This is a genomic window from Sphingobium sp. TomMM35A, from assembly GCF_054771735.1.
In genome coordinates this window covers 1,084,556-1,099,876 of the sequence record NZ_BSRC01000001.1, presented here as the reverse complement: position 1 = coordinate 1,099,876, position 15,321 = coordinate 1,084,556, and the positions used below count along the sequence as shown (strand labels likewise).

14 protein-coding genes and 1 tRNA gene are annotated in these 15,321 nt (G+C 61.7%); 10 read left to right on the top strand and 5 right to left on the bottom strand.

Annotation, left to right across the window (positions count from 1 at the left end):
• Positions 1 to 89 precede the first annotated feature (89 nt).
• On the bottom strand, positions 90 to 1,391 hold the full coding sequence (hslU, locus tag ACYU8T_RS05400) for an ATP-dependent protease ATPase subunit HslU (RefSeq protein WP_201513896.1): 1,302 nt from the start codon (positions 1,389 to 1,391) through the stop codon (positions 90 to 92).
• Between the two features lie 130 nt (positions 1,392 to 1,521).
• Entirely contained in the window at positions 1,522 to 2,088 is a 567-nt protein-coding gene (gene hslV, locus ACYU8T_RS05395; protein WP_097091529.1) for an ATP-dependent protease subunit HslV, read from the bottom strand.
• A 175-nt stretch (positions 2,089 to 2,263) separates the two neighbouring features.
• On the opposite strand from hslV, the gene ACYU8T_RS05390 reads away from it, so the two are divergent.
• On the top strand, positions 2,264 to 2,452 hold the full coding sequence (locus tag ACYU8T_RS05390) for a hypothetical protein (protein WP_097091530.1): 189 nt from the start codon (positions 2,264 to 2,266) through the stop codon (positions 2,450 to 2,452).
• Between the two features lie 27 nt (positions 2,453 to 2,479).
• On the opposite strand, the gene ACYU8T_RS05385 is transcribed toward ACYU8T_RS05390, so the two are convergent.
• Positions 2,480 to 2,605, bottom strand: a complete 126-nt coding sequence (locus tag ACYU8T_RS05385; protein WP_097091531.1) for an entericidin A/B family lipoprotein — start codon at positions 2,603 to 2,605, stop codon at positions 2,480 to 2,482.
• Between the two features lie 136 nt (positions 2,606 to 2,741).
• Here ACYU8T_RS05385 and ACYU8T_RS05380 point away from each other — a divergent pair.
• The 5 genes from ACYU8T_RS05380 (at position 2,742) to ACYU8T_RS05360 (ending at position 7,752) form a co-directional block, all read left to right on the top strand.
• Positions 2,742 to 2,816 (top strand) — tRNA-Val (locus ACYU8T_RS05380).
• A gap of 115 nt (positions 2,817 to 2,931) precedes the next feature.
• The gene (locus ACYU8T_RS05375; protein ID WP_461158751.1) at positions 2,932 to 5,154 is read left to right on the top strand and encodes a S9 family peptidase; all 2,223 of its coding nucleotides are present in this window, start codon (positions 2,932 to 2,934) and stop codon (positions 5,152 to 5,154) included.
• 110 nt (positions 5,155 to 5,264) lie between these two features.
• Complete coding sequence (locus tag ACYU8T_RS05370; protein WP_097091533.1) at positions 5,265 to 6,290, top strand: aspartate-semialdehyde dehydrogenase; 1,026 nt, start codon at positions 5,265 to 5,267, stop codon at positions 6,288 to 6,290.
• Positions 6,291 to 6,299: 9 nt separating this feature from the next.
• Positions 6,300 to 7,004, top strand: coding sequence for a DUF2238 domain-containing protein (locus ACYU8T_RS05365; protein WP_461158750.1), 705 nt, complete (start codon positions 6,300 to 6,302; stop codon positions 7,002 to 7,004).
• The gene (locus ACYU8T_RS05360; protein ID WP_461158749.1) at positions 6,991 to 7,752 is read left to right on the top strand and encodes an alpha/beta fold hydrolase; all 762 of its coding nucleotides are present in this window, start codon (positions 6,991 to 6,993) and stop codon (positions 7,750 to 7,752) included. Before ACYU8T_RS05365 ends, ACYU8T_RS05360 begins: the two co-directional genes overlap by 14 nt.
• 15 nt (positions 7,753 to 7,767) lie before the next feature.
• Here ACYU8T_RS05360 and ACYU8T_RS05355 read toward each other — a convergent pair whose 3' ends face one another.
• The gene (locus ACYU8T_RS05355) at positions 7,768 to 9,222 is read right to left on the bottom strand and encodes an AMP nucleosidase (RefSeq protein WP_097091535.1); all 1,455 of its coding nucleotides are present in this window, start codon (positions 9,220 to 9,222) and stop codon (positions 7,768 to 7,770) included.
• An 80-nt stretch (positions 9,223 to 9,302) separates the two neighbouring features.
• The gene (locus ACYU8T_RS05350) at positions 9,303 to 9,785 is read right to left on the bottom strand and encodes a redoxin family protein (RefSeq protein WP_461158748.1); all 483 of its coding nucleotides are present in this window, start codon (positions 9,783 to 9,785) and stop codon (positions 9,303 to 9,305) included.
• Between the two features lie 136 nt (positions 9,786 to 9,921).
• On the opposite strand from ACYU8T_RS05350, the gene ACYU8T_RS05345 reads away from it, so the two are divergent.
• The 4 genes from ACYU8T_RS05345 to ACYU8T_RS05330 all read left to right on the top strand — a co-directional run bounded on the left by ACYU8T_RS05345 (position 9,922) and on the right by ACYU8T_RS05330 (position 15,319).
• Positions 9,922 to 10,482, top strand: a complete 561-nt coding sequence (locus ACYU8T_RS05345) for a YqgE/AlgH family protein (RefSeq protein ID WP_461158747.1) — start codon at positions 9,922 to 9,924, stop codon at positions 10,480 to 10,482.
• Between the two features lie 184 nt (positions 10,483 to 10,666).
• Entirely contained in the window at positions 10,667 to 11,218 is a 552-nt protein-coding gene (locus tag ACYU8T_RS05340; protein WP_461158746.1) for a hypothetical protein, read from the top strand.
• Positions 11,219 to 11,338: 120 nt separating this feature from the next.
• Positions 11,339 to 12,748 (top strand): adenosylhomocysteinase, encoded by a 1,410-nt coding sequence (gene ahcY, locus ACYU8T_RS05335; RefSeq protein ID WP_461158745.1) that lies wholly within the window; start codon positions 11,339 to 11,341, stop codon positions 12,746 to 12,748.
• 222 nt (positions 12,749 to 12,970) lie between these two features.
• The gene (locus tag ACYU8T_RS05330) at positions 12,971 to 15,319 is read left to right on the top strand and encodes a PAS domain-containing sensor histidine kinase (protein WP_461158744.1); all 2,349 of its coding nucleotides are present in this window, start codon (positions 12,971 to 12,973) and stop codon (positions 15,317 to 15,319) included.
• Positions 15,320 to 15,321 lie beyond the last annotated feature (2 nt).

The window sequence follows — 15,321 nt, the reverse complement described above, 5'->3', positions numbered from 1 at the left end:
GCGGGAGGGGATCAAGAGGCAGGGCCTCCGAAGGAACTCGCTACGCTCGCGCCCACCCCCAGCCCCTCCCGCTTGCGGGAGGGGAGTGATTACAGCACATATTTGCTGAGGTCGGTGTTGCGCGCCACGTCGTTCAGCTGCTTCCCTACATAGGCCGCGTCGATCACCAGCGTTTCGCCCTGGCGGTCCTCAGCGTCGAAGCTCACATCTTCCAGCAGCTTTTCCATCACGGTCTGCAAACGGCGGGCACCGATATTTTCGACCTCGCTGTTCACTTCCGCAGCGATCTTTGCCACCGCGCGAATGCCGTCCGCCGTAAGGTCGATCGTCACGCCCTCGGTCGCCAGCAGCGCGCGATATTGCGCAACAAGGCTGGCCTTCGTGTCCGACAGGATGGAAACGAAATCATCTTCCGTCAGCGCCTTCAATTCAACACGGATAGGCAGGCGGCCCTGAAGCTCCGGCAGCAGGTCACTGGGTTTCGCCACATGGAAAGCGCCCGATGCGATGAACAGGATGTGGTCCGTCTTCAGCGGCCCATATTTGGTCGATACCGTGGTGCCCTCGATCAACGGCAAGAGGTCGCGCTGCACGCCCTCGCGGCTCACTGACCCGCCGCGCACGTCGCTAACGGCAATCTTGTCGATCTCATCCAGGAAGACGATCCCATTCTGCTCAGCACTGACAATCGCCACGCGGGCGACATCGTCTTGATCAAGCCGCTTGTCCTGTTCTTCCTCGACCAGCTTGTCCCATGCATCGGCGACGCGCAGCTTGCGGCGCTTCTTCTGGGTCTGACCGAACGCCTTGGACATCATGTCGCTTAGGTTGATCATGCCGACCTGGCCGCCCATGCCGGGTATCTCCATCGGCATGGAAGGGCTGTCGGCGACTTCCACCTCGACCTCGACATCGTTCATCTGGTCGTTCTCGATCCGCTGGCGGAAGGAGAGGCGGGTCGCTTCGCTCGCTTCCTTGCCGGTGAGGGCGTCGAGCAGGCGGTTCATCGCGGCCTCCGATGCAGCTTCCCGCACGGCTTCGCGGCGGCGGTCCTTTTCCAAACGCACCGCTTCCTCGACCAGATCGCGGACGATCTGCTCCACGTCGCGGCCGACATAGCCGACTTCGGTGAACTTCGTCGCTTCGACCTTCACGAACGGCGCGTCCGCCAGCTTGGCGAGGCGGCGGCTGATCTCTGTCTTGCCGCAGCCGGTGGGGCCGATCATGAGGATGTTCTTGGGCGTCACCTCGTCACGCAGATCGGGCGACAGGCGCTGCCGGCGCCAGCGATTGCGCAGGGCGACGGCCACAGCGCGCTTGGCGTCGGCCTGGCCGATGATGTGCGCGTCGAGAGCGGAAACAATGGCCTTGGGTGTCAGATTGTCGTTCATCTTCTTCTCACTCCCCTCCCGCAAGGGGGAAGGGCCGGGGGTGGACGATTGCGAAAGTAATCGGCTTCAACTTTTCGGGATAGGGGGAACGCCCACCCCAACCCCTCCCGCTTGCGGGAGGGGCTTCACATCATGTCACGCTCGCCAGTTCCTCGACCACCAGCTGGTCATTGGTGTAGACGCAGATGTCAGCCGCCACGGCCATCGCCTTGCGCGCGAGGGTCTCTGCATCTTCCTCATATTCAACAAGAGCGCGGGCTGCTGCGAGCGCGAAATTGCCGCCTGACCCGATCGCCGCCACGCCGCCGATCGGTTCCAGTACGTCGCCATTGCCGGTCAGGATCAGCGTGACTTCCTTGTCCGCGACGATCATCATCGCTTCCAGATTGCGCAGATATTTATCGGTCCGCCAATCCTTCGCCAGCTCGACGGCAGCGCGCATAAGCTGCCCATTATGGCGCTCCAGCTTCGCTTCAAGCCGCTCAAACAAGGTAAAGGCGTCAGCCGTCGCCCCCGCAAATCCGCCGATGACAGAACCGTCGTGCAAGCGGCGGACTTTGCGCGCGTTGGGCTTCATCACCGTTTGACCCATGGAGACCTGGCCGTCCCCAGCCACGATAACCTTTCCATTTTTTCGCACGGACATGATGGTGGTGCCATGCCAGACCGGCATGCTGCTTGAGCGTTGGTCGTTCATGTCGCGGCATATGGGATCGAATGGGCTACCGCGCAAGCATAGTAGCCGGAGGCGCTGGGCCGTGTCATTTTCTGGACGGATTTATGGCAATCGGTTCAGGAACCAATCCCGTTCAATTGACTTTGTGCAGAGCCGCAAAGATCATGTCTGGACGGTGAATGGAAGGAAATTTCGCATGTCTCTAAAGGCCAGAGCGCGGGAGAAGGTCGAACGAGCGGGGATTTCCAACTATATGTTCGACCATGACATTCTGGTGATGTGCGGCGTGCGCTACACCATCGCAGCTTGCGATTGTGGCGAGCCGGATTGCGACGGTGTCAAGCTGGAAAGAAGCGCGGCCATGGTAGGCCGCGTCCTTCAATAATCGTCGGCAAGGGAAGGCCGCCTGGTCCTACATCGCCCTTTCACCGGCCCGGCCGACCGATTCAATGTCGCGGCCAACGCCCTTGACCGTGTTGCATGCCGCCAATGAGGTGAGAAGGAGCCCTGTAATCATGAGGGCAATGGTCTGACGCATCGATAGTCGCTCCCTTTATTGTTCCAGCTACTAAAATCTGATGCCGAAAAGGCAATATGCGCAATTTGCGCCTCTCTGCGATGGCTGTCTTGACAGGAGCGTTGGCCGATGCCAATGGCCGCATCCTCCTTATCAGGGGCGCGTAGCTCAGCGGTAGAGCACACCCTTCACACGGGTGGGGTCACAGGTTCAATCCCTGTCGCGCCCACCATGATCTCCCTAGGTCATGGTGAGAAATATTATGTCCCTAGATTGATCTTTTCATCTGCTCCGCGTTAACTCGCGGCGGTATATTCGGCCGCCTTGGCCGAGGCGAAAGGATAAGGATGTCCTCTTTGTTGAAGGGCAGCGCAGCCGTTTTGGCACTGCTTGCAAGCGCTGCGGTTCCGGCGTCGGCAAAACAGCAACTGACGCTGGAGCGCGTCTTCGCAAATCCGGACCTTTCCGGCTCTCAGCCGCGAGCATTGAAGCTCTCCCCGGATGGCAAGCTTGTCACTCTACTCAAGCCTCGCACGGACGAGAAGGAACGGCTGGACCTCTGGGCCATCGACAGCGCGACCGGGGCGGAGCGCATGCTGGTGGATTCAAGGAAGACCGGCAGCGGCGCGGAGCTTTCCGAAGCGGAAAAGATGCAGCGTGAGCGGGACCGCTCCACCGCTGGCAGCACGGGGATCGCGACCTATGACTGGGCTCCCAATGGCAAGAGCATCCTCGTTCCGGTGGATGGCGATCTTTACCTCGCTTCGCTCGATGGCCAGGTCACACGTCTCACCAACAGTCCGGCCAGTGAACTGAACGGCGTCGTCAGTCCCAAGGGGGGCTTCGTCTCCTTCGTGCGGGACGGCAACCTGTTCGTCCAGACGATCGGCGGGGAGGAACGGCAGGTGACGCAAGGCGCCAGCGAAACGGTCAACTGGGGTGTGGCCGAGTTCGTGGCGCAGGAAGAAATGGATCGCAGGACCGGCTATTGGTGGTCGCCGGACGATCAGTTGATAGCGGTCGCGCGCGTGGATGAAGGTCCGGTCGGCATCGTCACCCGGACGGCGATCGGTGGCGAGGGCACGAAGGCCTATCAGCAACGCTATCCTGCGGCAGGCACGCCCAATGCGCTGGTCGATCTCTATGTCATGCGGCCGGATCGCCGTGGACAAGTGAAGGTCGACCTGGGCGACGACAGCGACATCTATCTCGCACGGGTCGATTGGTCGAAAGACGGCCGGACGCTCTACGTCCAAAGGCAAAGCCGTGACCAGAAGCGGCTCGATCTGCTGGCGGTCGATCCAGCGACGGGCAAATCAAGGATCGTCCTCACCGAACGCGCGAAAAGTTGGATCAACCTAAGCAACAATTTCAGGCCGCTGAGTGATGGTAGCTTCCTGTGGTGGTCGGAGAAAAGCGGGCATGGTCATCTCTATCATGTCCGCGGCGGTAAGTGGGCAGCCCTCACCAGCGGTGCCTGGGAAGTGCGAGACGTGGTCGCGGTGGATGAGCGGCAAGGCACCGTCTATTTTACGGGCAATCGCGAAACGCCTCTGGAGCAGCAGCTTTATGTTGCTTCCCTATCAGGCAAGGGCGCGCTGCGGCAGTTGACAGGCAATGGCTGGTGGAACGACGCGGTGATGGACAGCGGCGCGACGCATCTTGTCATCTCCCGCAGCAATACGGACCAGCCCAAGCAGGTCTATCTCGCCGATAGCAATGGCAAGCAGATCCGCTGGCTGTCCGAGAATGCCCTGACAGGGGATCACCCCTACGCCCCTTATCTCGCCAGTCATGCGAAGACGCGTTTTGGCACGATCAGGGCGGCGGACGGGTCAACGCTCTACACCCGGATCATGACGCCACCGCTGGAGCCGGGCAAGCGATACCCTGTCTTCATGCTTCACTATGGTGGACCGGGAGCGGGGAGGGTGGTCACCAATCAATGGGGATCGCCCATCTACCAATATCTGGTGGACCGTGGCTGGATCGTCTTCGCGATCGATAACCGAGGGACGCCGGATCGCGGCAAGGCGTTCGAGGATCAGCTGTACCGCGCCATGGGGACGGTGGAGATCAACGACCAGTTGAAGGGGGTCGAATGGCTGAAAGCGCAGCCCTATGTCGATCCGAAGCGGATCGCCACCTATGGCTGGTCCTATGGCGGCTATTTGTCGGTCAAGCTTTTAAAAAAGGCGCCCGGGCTCTTCTCAGCTGCGATCGCGGGTGCGCCTGTAACCCGCTGGGAGCTTTACGACACCCATTATACCGAGCGCTACTTGGGCAAGCCGCAGGACCGGCCGAGCGCCTATCCGGCATCAGGAGCGGTCGAGGATGCCATCAAGATCAAGGACCCGATGTTGCTGATCCATGGCATGTCGGACGACAATGTCGTGTTCGACAACGCCACCGCCTTGATGGCCCGGATGCAGAGCGCCGCTATTCCCTTCGAGATGATGGTCTATCCCGGCCAGACGCATCGCGTCGGTGGCCCCGGCATCAGTGTCCACCTGTGGCGCTCGATCGAGGATTTCCTCCGCCGCAATGGAGCCGCGCCCGAAGAACCGTAGCCGGACAAATAAAGGCTATCGGCGCCCAAAGCTCCTTCATGCTGGACAATTGGCGGGACAACGCTATGGCGCGCCCTTGCGCAATTTTGCATGGAGTGGAGTCTTTAGTCATGGGTTACAAGGTCGTCGTCGTTGGTGCCACGGGCAATGTGGGCCGCGAAATGCTGACCATTCTCGCCGAGCGCGAGTTCCCTATTGACGAGATCGCGGCGGTCGCATCGCCCCGGTCGCAGGGCACCGAAATCGATTTCGGTGACACTGGCAAGACGCTCAAATGCCAGAATATCCAGCATTTCGATTTTACCGGCTGGGACATCGCCCTGTTCGCCGCGGGCTCCGGCCCGACGGCTGAATACGCGCCCAAGGCGGCGGCCGCTGGCTGCGTGGTGATCGACAATAGCTCGCTCTACCGCATGGACCCGGACGTGCCGCTGATTGTGCCCGAAGTGAACCCGGACGCCATCGACGGCTATACGAAGAAGAACATCATCGCGAACCCGAACTGCTCGACCGCGCAGATGGTCGTTGCGCTGAAGCCCCTGCACGACGCAGCGAAGATCAAGCGCGTCGTTGTCGCGACCTACCAGTCCGTGTCAGGCGCGGGCAAGGAAGGCATGGACGAGCTGTTCGAACAGTCGCGCAACATCTTCGTCGGCGATCCGGCCGAGCCCAAGAAGTTCACCAAGCAGATCGCCTTCAACGTGATCCCGCACATCGACGTTTTCCTGGAGGATGGCTCCACCAAGGAAGAGTGGAAGATGGTCGCGGAAACCAAGAAGATCCTCGATCCCAAGGTGAAGGTCACGGCGACCTGCGTCCGCGTGCCCGTGTTCGTCGGCCATTCCGAGGCGCTGAACATCGAGTTTGAGAACGAGATTTCGGCCAAGGAAGCGCAGGACATCCTGCGGGAAGCGCCGGGCGTGATGCTCGTCGACAAGCGTGAGGATGGCGGTTACGTCACGCCGGTCGAGTGCGTGGGTGACTATGCGACCTTCGTCAGCCGCGTTCGCGAAGACTCGACCATCGACAATGGCCTCTCGCTCTGGTGCGTCAGCGACAATCTGCGCAAGGGCGCGGCGCTCAACGCCGTTCAGATCGCCGAACTGCTGGGCCGCCGTCACCTGAAGAAGGGCTGAGGCCAACTGATGACGTCCGGCGCTGCCGCTATTTGGAAAAGCCTTCCGATAGCGCAGCGCCGGATGATCCTGCTGCTGGTCGGCGCCGTCGCCGCCGCCCAGATCAATCAGCCATTTCCCGAACTCGCACCATTACAGCATGGGCCGACCATGGCCCTTGCGCTCGCCGCGCCATGGCTCTTGCGTCGCTGGCCGATGACGAACGGGGCAGTCGCCTGCATTTTCCTGTTCCTGCTCCTGCACACATTGGGCGGGCGCTATATCTATTCCTATGTGCCTTATGACGACTGGGCGCTTGGCCTGACCGGCCATGATCTTTCGAGTACATTCGGGTGGCAGCGTAATGGCTATGACCGGTTTGTCCATTTCGCCTTCGGGCTGCTGCTCACCTATCCATTGGCACAGATTGCAAGGCGACAGGGCGGCGTGGCTGTTGGCTGGAGCCTCGCTTTCGGTTTCGTCACCATCGGCTTCATCAGTGCGCTTTACGAAAGCTTCGAATGGCTGCTGACGCTGGTGGCCGAAGGAGAAACGGCTGACTGGTATAATGGTCAGCAAGGCGACGTCTGGGATCCGCAAAAGGATATGGCCGCCGCTCAGGCAGGAGCATTCATTACGCTGCTGATACTAAGCCTGCGCCGGCGTCGACAATGCGGCATCAAGGCCATATCGAGCATCGCCACACAGCAAGAGAATGATGATGACCGACCTTGAACTGAAGAAAGTGGAAGTCGAAGGGCTGGGCGGTCTTCCCATCGCCGTCCATATTGCCGGGGAGGGGCGCGATCTTGTTTTGATCCACGGCTATTTCTCCAACGCCTGGACCAACTGGGTGCGTTACGGCCATGCCGCGCGGCTTGTGGAGGCGGGTTTTCGATTGATCATGCCGGACCTTCGTGGCCATGGCGAAAGCGGCAAACCACATGATCCTGCCGCCTATCCGCCCGACGCCCTGACGGAGGACAATCTGGCTGTTATCGACCAGCTTGGCCTCACTGATTATGATCTAGGCGGCTATTCGCTCGGCGCGCGGACCACGGTGCGGATGCTGGCGCGAGGCGCGACCCCGCGCCGGGTGATCCTTGCCGGCATGGGCCTGCGTGGACTAGTCAACACGCTCGACAAGGGCGGCTATTATCGCAATGTTCTCACCAATCTCGGCACGTTCGAGCGCGGCACGTCCGAATGGATGACCGAAGCCTTCCTGAAGACGACGAAGGGCGATCCAGTCGCGTTGCTGCATATCCTGAACACCTTCGTGGACACGTCGGCCGAGACGATCGCGACCTTTACGCAGCCCACCGAAGTCATCTGCGGCGTCGATGATCAGGATAACGGCATTGCACAGGAACTCGTCGATACGCTTCCTAACGCTCGTTACGTCGAGATACCGGGCAATCACATGGCTGCGGTCACGAAGAAGGAACTGGGACAGGCAATGGTGGAGTTCCTGACCTCCTGACCGACCGCCAACCGATCACCGGAATGGCGGCTCGTTGAACGCCCGCAACTTGCGGCTGTGCAGTTTGGGCCCTTCCTGCCGCAGCAGTTCGCACGTCATCAGGCCGATCCTCAAGTGCCCGGCGATCGCTTCCTCATAGAAGCGGTTCGCCTGGCCCGGCAGCTTGAGTTCGCCGTGGATCGGCTTGTCCGACACGCAGAGCAATGTTCCGTAAGGAACACGGAAGCGATAGCCCTGAGCCGCGATGGTCGCGGACTCCATGTCGATCCCCACCGCGCGCGACAGGCTGAAGCGCAGCGCTGAACTGGAATAGCGCAGTTCCCAGTTTCGGTCGTCAGTAGTCACCACGGTTCCGGTCCGTAGCCTGCGCTTGAAATCCTCGCCGCCACTGCCGCCGAGCACGGCTTCTGCGGACTTGGCCAGGGCGACCTGAACCTCGGCGATCGCTGGCACCGGAATTTCCGGCGGCAGCATCTCGTCCAGCACCTTGTCATCGCGCAGATAAGCGTGGGCGAGGACATAGTCGCCGATCCGCTGACTGGGGCGCAGTCCGCCGCAATGGCCGATCATCAACCAGGCTTCCGGCCGTAGCACTGCCAGATGGTCGCAGATCGTCTTCGCATTGGCCGGGCCGACGCCGATATTGACCAGCGTGATGCCGCTGCGGTTGGGCGCGATCAGGTGATAGGCGGGCATCTGATGCTTGCGCCAGGCACTGTCCGCAATCATCCGCGCGGGATCGGCGGTCTCCCGCGTTACATAAACGCCGCCCGCGCCAGAGAGCGCAGTATAGGGCGTGCCGTCCCGCTGAAGCTCGGCGCAGGCCCATGCCACGAACTCATCGACATAACGGTGATAATTGGTGAACAGAATGTAGCGTTGGATATGCTCCGGCGGCGTTCCGGTATAATGTTTGAGCCGCGCGAGCGAGAAATCGGTGCGCAGCCCGTCGAACAGCGCCAGCGGCCTTTGTCCCATTGCGTTCGGGGTAAACAGCCCATCGGCAATCTCATCCCCGATCTCCGCCAGTTCAGTGGCGGGGAAATGCCGCGCCAGTTCCGTCGGAGGCGTTCCGTCCAGGGCGCTGATGTCCAGCCCATCCAGCACATAGGGGAATGGGATCAGTTGATGGCTGAGAGCGGTCTCCACCTCGACCCCATAATCGCGCACCAGCAGGTCGATCTGCTCGGCCAGATAATCGCCGAACATCTCCGGCCGGGTTACTGTCGTGACATAGAGGCCGGGCTTGGACAGGCGGGCAAAGGACCGCCCGGGCGGCGGCGCATCGGTTTCGGCATGATGGGTGATGCGCAGTTCAGGATAGCAGAAACGCCGGTCGGTTCTTGCTTCGGGCGGAGGCACGCTGCCATCGCGGGCATAGGCCTGCATGGCGTCGCGCAGGTTGCCGATTGACGTCTGATAGATCCGGTCGAGTTGCGCGACCGCTGCGCTGCCGATGCTTTTCGTCATCGAACCTTGCTACCGCACTAATGTGACGGTGGGAAGGCGGGTTGCCGCGCGACCGGATCATCGTCGCGCGGCAGCCTAGGTCAAAGCTGCTCCAGCAGATGATCGGCCGAGGAAAGCTTGAACTCGCCGGGCGCCTCGACATTCAGTTCCGTCACCACGCCATCCTTGACGATCATGGAAAAGCGCTGGCCTCGCGTACCCATGCCGAACTTGCTGCCGTCCATCGTCAGGCCCGCTGCCTTGACGAAGTCGCCATTGCCATCCGCCAGCATGGTCACCTTATCATCGGCTCCTGCTGACTTGCCCCAAGCGCCCATGACGAACGCATCATTGACGGCGGTGCAGGCGATCTCGTCCACGCCCTTCTGCTTCAGCGCATCTGCTTTTTCCACAAAGCCGGGCAGATGCTTGGCCGAGCAGGTCGGCGTGAAGGCGCCCGGAACGGAGAAGAGTGCTACCGTCCGGCCTTTGAAAAATTCGTCGGAAGACACCTGCTCGGGCCCATTTTCCGTCATCTTGGCAAAGGTGGTGGCGGGGATGCGATCCCCTTTAGCGATGGTCATATCCTGTCTCCTGCCGTTGATGGAGCGGGAGGTCGGCGCTTGCAGGTCCTGTGTCAAGGCTCCCAACGTGCCGCATCGCCCCCGATGAGCGACAGCCTGCCATTGGAAAAGCTGGCGGGCAGCGTATATTCATCTCATGGATCAGCTTCGCTCCTATGCCGGCCAGTTCCTGCTCGCTCTGCCGGGTATGGAAGACATGCGCTTCGATCATTCGGTGATCGCCATTTGCGTCCATGGTGAAAATGGCGCCCTAGGCATCGCGGTCGGCGATGAGATCGAGGGGGTGGGCCTGCATGAGCTTCTCGAAAGCTTCGACATCGACCCTGCCAATGTCCCCGACATGCCGGTGCTGCGCGGCGGGCCGGTTGAACCGCGCCGTGGCTTTGTACTGCATTCCCTGGACTGGAAGGGGCATGACATGGTCGAGGTAGGTGCCGACTGGGGACTCTCCGGATCGCTCGAGATTTTGAAGGCGATCGCGGAAGGGACCGGTCCCAGCCGCTATATCGTCGCGCTTGGCTATGCGGGATGGGGCGCCGGGCAGCTGGACCAGGAAATGACCGGCGAAAGCTGGTTTCCGGCAACCTGCAGCGCGGACATATTGTTTGACGTTCCGGCTGAAAAGAAATGGGCGGCCGCCTATGCCGCAGCCGGAGTCGATGCGTCTCATCTGGTAAGCGGCGCTGGTTCGGCCTGAGCACGCCTAAAGATCCCAGGAATATTTTTCCGGTTCAGCTGCGCAACGATGGCGCGGAACAGGGCTTGTTTCTACATCGAAACTGAACGGTTCCAGGTAAATTCCCGGTAACTGCCTTCATTTACAATGCGGCAAGCGCGCAGGCGCACCTTCATCCTCGGGAATTTGCTCGGGGGTTCAAGTCATGAAGAAGTTTGTCGCGGCAGTGATTGCCGCAGCGATGCCGCTCGCGCCCGCCAGCGCCGCGCCTTGCTGGAAGAAGGTTGCGGTAGAGGCGGCGCAAATCCGGGATTTCGAAATGATGCTGATGGTGTCGGCACTGCGTTGCCGCTCCACCGGCAGCAACTTCCTGGCTGACTATAATCGCTTCATCAGGGAAAAGCGTGACGCGCTGACGCAGGTCAATGATGAGCTTCGCGAACATTTCCGTTCCGTTGCTGGACCGATTGGCGCGCTTGGGGCCTACGACAATTATGTGACCAGTCTTGCCAATGTCTATGGCGCTGGAGCGGAAGGGCTCGCCTGTCGCGACCTTCAGTCGATCACTGATGCGGCCAATGCGCTCCCCGCCACTCGCGCGGCGCTGCTTGAGCTGTCGGATGCTGCCGGTACTACGCCGCATCTTTCGGGCGCGCGCTGCGATGTCGTCATGGCGATCGCGGGCCGGGAAGCGGAGCAATCTGCCGACGACTTCGAGACTAGGGTCGCGGTCGCCTCTCGCAGCGGCGAAGAGTGACATAAAGAAAACTTTATATTGAGTTGCCATCAACGGCGGCGATTGGTAAAGCGCAGGCCATCGCCGCCGTCTCGTCATGCGAGCGGCTTCGGCACATTCTAAACCGATGGAGACACGCTCGTGGCCACAGCACCCGCCACCCAGGCGCAGGACTATGTGATCGCCGACATCAACCTTGCCGCGTTCGGCCGCAAGGAAATCGAGATCGCCGAAACCGAAATGCCCGGCCTCATGGCGCTGCGCGACGAGTTCGGCGCGGCCAAGCCGCTGAAGGGCGCGCGCATCACCGGGTCGCTGCACATGACGATCCAGACCGCTGTGCTCATCGAGACGCTGGCTGACCTCGGCGCCGAAATCCGCTGGGCTTCGTGCAACATCTTCTCGACGCAGGACCATGCCGCCGCCGCCATCGCCGCGCGCGGCATTCCCGTCTTCGCCGTCAAGGGCGAGACGCTGGAAGAATATTGGGACTATGTCATCCGCATCTTCGATTGGGGTGACACGACCTGCAACATGATCCTGGACGATGGCGGCGACGCCACCATGTTCGCGCTGTGGGGCGCGCGTGTCGAAGCTGGCGAAGAACTGTTCACGCCCGGCAATGAGGAAGAGGAAATCTTCGTCGCGACGCTGAAGCGCTTCCTGGCCGAACGTCCGGGCTACCTGACCAAGACCGTCGCTGCGGTCAAGGGCGTTTCGGAAGAGACCACCACCGGCGTTCACCGCCTGTATGAACTGGCGAAGAAGGGCAAGCTGCCCTTCCCGGCGATCAACGTCAACGACAGCGTCACCAAGTCGAAGTTCGACAATCTTTATGGCTGCAAGGAATCGCTGGTCGACGCTATCCGCCGCGCCACCGACGTTATGCTCGCGGGCAAGGTCGCGTGCGTCGCGGGCTTCGGCGATGTCGGCAAGGGTTCCGCCGCTTCGCTGCGCAATGGCGGCGCCCGCGTGCTGGTGACTGAAGTCGATCCGATCTGCGCGCTGCAGGCCGCGATGGAAGGCTATGAAGTGGTGACGATGGAAGAGGCCGCTCCGCGCGCCGACATCTTCGTGACCGCAACCGGAAACGAAGCCGTCATCACAGTCGATCACATGCGCGCGATGAAGAATATGGCGATCGTGTCCAACATCGGCCATTTCGACAGCGAGATCGAAATCGCTGGCCTCAGCAACATGAAGTGGACCGAGATCAAGCCGCAGGTCGATGAGGTCGAGTTCCCCGATGGCAAGAAGATCATCGTCCTCGCCAAGGGCCGCCTGGTGAACCTGGGCTGCGCAACGGGTCATCCCAGCTTCGTCATGTCCTCGTCCTTCACCAACCAGGTGCTGGCGCAGATCGAACTGTGGACCAAGTCGGACCAGTATAAGAATGAAGTCTATGTGCTGCCCAAGCATCTGGACGAGAAGGTCGCGGCGCTGCACCTGGAGAAGCTCGGAGTGAAGCTGTCCAAGCTGACGCCCAAGCAGGCGGCCTATATCGGCGTGACGCCGGAAGGCCCGTTCAAGCCGGATCACTACCGCTACTAAGAAATTAAAAAGGGGGAGGCGAAAGTCTCCCCCTTTTTGAATATTTAGCACGTCGTCATCCCAGCGAAAGCTGGGATCTAATGGAATGACGAGGGAATGGGCCGCTTGCAAGCAGCCGTGCATTTCTTCCAACTCCCTGCTTCACGCTGCCGTCCACTTGCGTTAATCCCCGGATAATCATGCAGAAGGGGCGCGGGTCGTGATGAGGGGTGAGCAGGCGCAATGACGTCATTGACCCCCTTTGCCGCGGTCATCTTGGGGATCGTTCTGGCCGTATGGTTGGCTGCCGCCGTCTGGGCCTTGTCGACCGGCCAGCGCATGCGGCGTGAAGGCACGCAGGTCCAGGGCAAATATGACCGCCTGTCCAGCTTGCTCGCCTCGGCTCCGGCCGCGCCGGTCATCATTCATGCCGATGGCCGGATAGAGGCCGCCGACCGGCTCGCCAAATGGCTCGGCAAGGATCGCGTTCCCGCCTTCGTATCCGAGTTGACTGCGCCCGATGGGGGTTTGGAGCCGGATGACGCATCGGCTCTCGCCCAGGAAATAGCGGCAGCGCAGCGGGCGGGGCGGAGCTTTTCCCTCGCGGTGCGGGGTGAGGGTTCATCCCGGCTCTTACTTGTTCGCGGGGCGCCTGCGGGCCCGGTGCTAGCCGAAAGCGGCGGCGTCGTGCTCTGGATATTCGACGCAACCGACAGCCAGTCGGAAATCCAGGCGCTGACGAGCAAGGTCGAACAGTTGCGCGACGCCCTGGAGGCGCTCGCCGGCTTGGTGGAGGCCGCGCCATTCCCGATGTGGCATCGCACGCCTGACATGCGCCTCAGCCTCGTCAACGCAGCCTATGTTCGCGCGGTGGACGGCCCGAGCGCCGCCGATGTCATCGCGCAAGGCACAGAACTGGTGGAAGCGATCGGTGGCCTCAGTCCCGAGGGGGCTGCGGAACAAGCCCTGGCCGAAGATCGCACCGTCGAGCGCATGGTCCCTGCAACCATCGATGGCGAGCGCCGCACGATGCGGGTGGTCGACGTTCCGCTCGGCGACGCGGGCGTGGCCGGTTTCGCCATAGACCAGAATGAGCTTGAGCAAGCCCGCCTCGAGCATCGTCGCCTTGAGGCGGCTCAGCGCGACCTGCTCGACCGCCTGTCCGCTGGCGTTGCGCGTTTCGGCCCGGATCGGACGCTGGGCTTCTGGAACCAGCCGTTCATGAGCCTATTCGGCCTTGATCAGGAACATCTGGCCGACCATCCGGTGTTCGAACGGGTGCTTGACCGCATGCGCGAGGCCCGCCGTCTGCCGGAGCATCGCGACTTTCCCGCCTGGCGCGCGGAACGGCGTGACTGGTTCCTCTCGCCCGATCCGCGCGAGGAAAATTGGCTGCTCGCCGATGGCACGCATTTGCGCGTTTATGCGCAACCATTGCCTGACGGCGGCTTGCTCCTGATCTTCGAGGATCGGACGGAGCAGGTGCAACTCTCCAGCGCCCGCGACACGCTGCTCCGCGTCCGGACGGCGACCTTCGACAATCTCTTCGAATCCATCGGCGTTTTCTCTTCCGATGGCCGCTTGTCGCTTTGGAACAGCCGCTTCCGCTCGATCTGGGACATTTCCGAAGATCTGCTGGCGCAGCACCCGCGCATCGACGAGCTTCTCCGTGCCGTTCAATCCCGCCTCGCCAAGCCACAGCAGGCCAATCTCGTCCGTGAACTGGTCCGCGCGGCGACCGTGGAGCGCAAGCAGCGCGTCGGCCATGTCGGTTTCGCGGACGGCCGCATCTTCGAATTTGCCGCCATCCCGCTGCCGGACGGCAACGCGCTCTTCACGATGCTGGACGTCACCGATAGCCGCCGGGTCGAACAGGTGCTCCGCGACCGCAACGAAGCGCTTGAGCAGGCCGATCGGGTCAAGACGGCATTCGTCACCAATATGAGCTACGAATTGCGCACGCCGCTCACCACCATCGCGGGCTTCGCCGAGATGATGAGCGCGGGCTATGCCGGGGGCATCAGCGATGCTGCCAAGGAGTATGTCGATGGCATCCTCCAGAGCACCAATCGCCTCGCCATGCTGATCGACAATGTGCTCGACCTGACGCAGGGGGAAGCCGGGACGCTGCCGATCGATCGCGCGCCTGTCGACCTCGCGGCCTTGGCAGAGGAAAGCGTCGCCCGGATCAAGGGCGAGGCAATCGCGAAGGGCATCGACCTTGCCGTCTCCCTGCATGAAACGCTGGGGCAGGTGGAAGGCGACAGCCGCCGGATCGGTCAGGCGCTCGACCATTTGCTCGAAAACGCGGTTTGCTACAGCGGCCGGGGAGCCCGCGTGTTGCTGCACGGCGACGGGAGCACCGCCTCAGCGCGGTTGGTGGTATCCGACAATGGCCCCGGCATCAGCGCGAAACGCCGCGCCACGATCTTCGATGCGGCGGCTCGTGCTGAACAGGCGCGAAGCGGCGAAAAGGCCGGTATCGGCCTCCCCCTCGCCAAGCAACTGGCGGAAGCGCATGGCGGCAGCCTTGAACTGGTGTCGGAGCCGGGGCAGGGCACCATGGCGGTGATCGAGATCCCCCGTGGCTGACC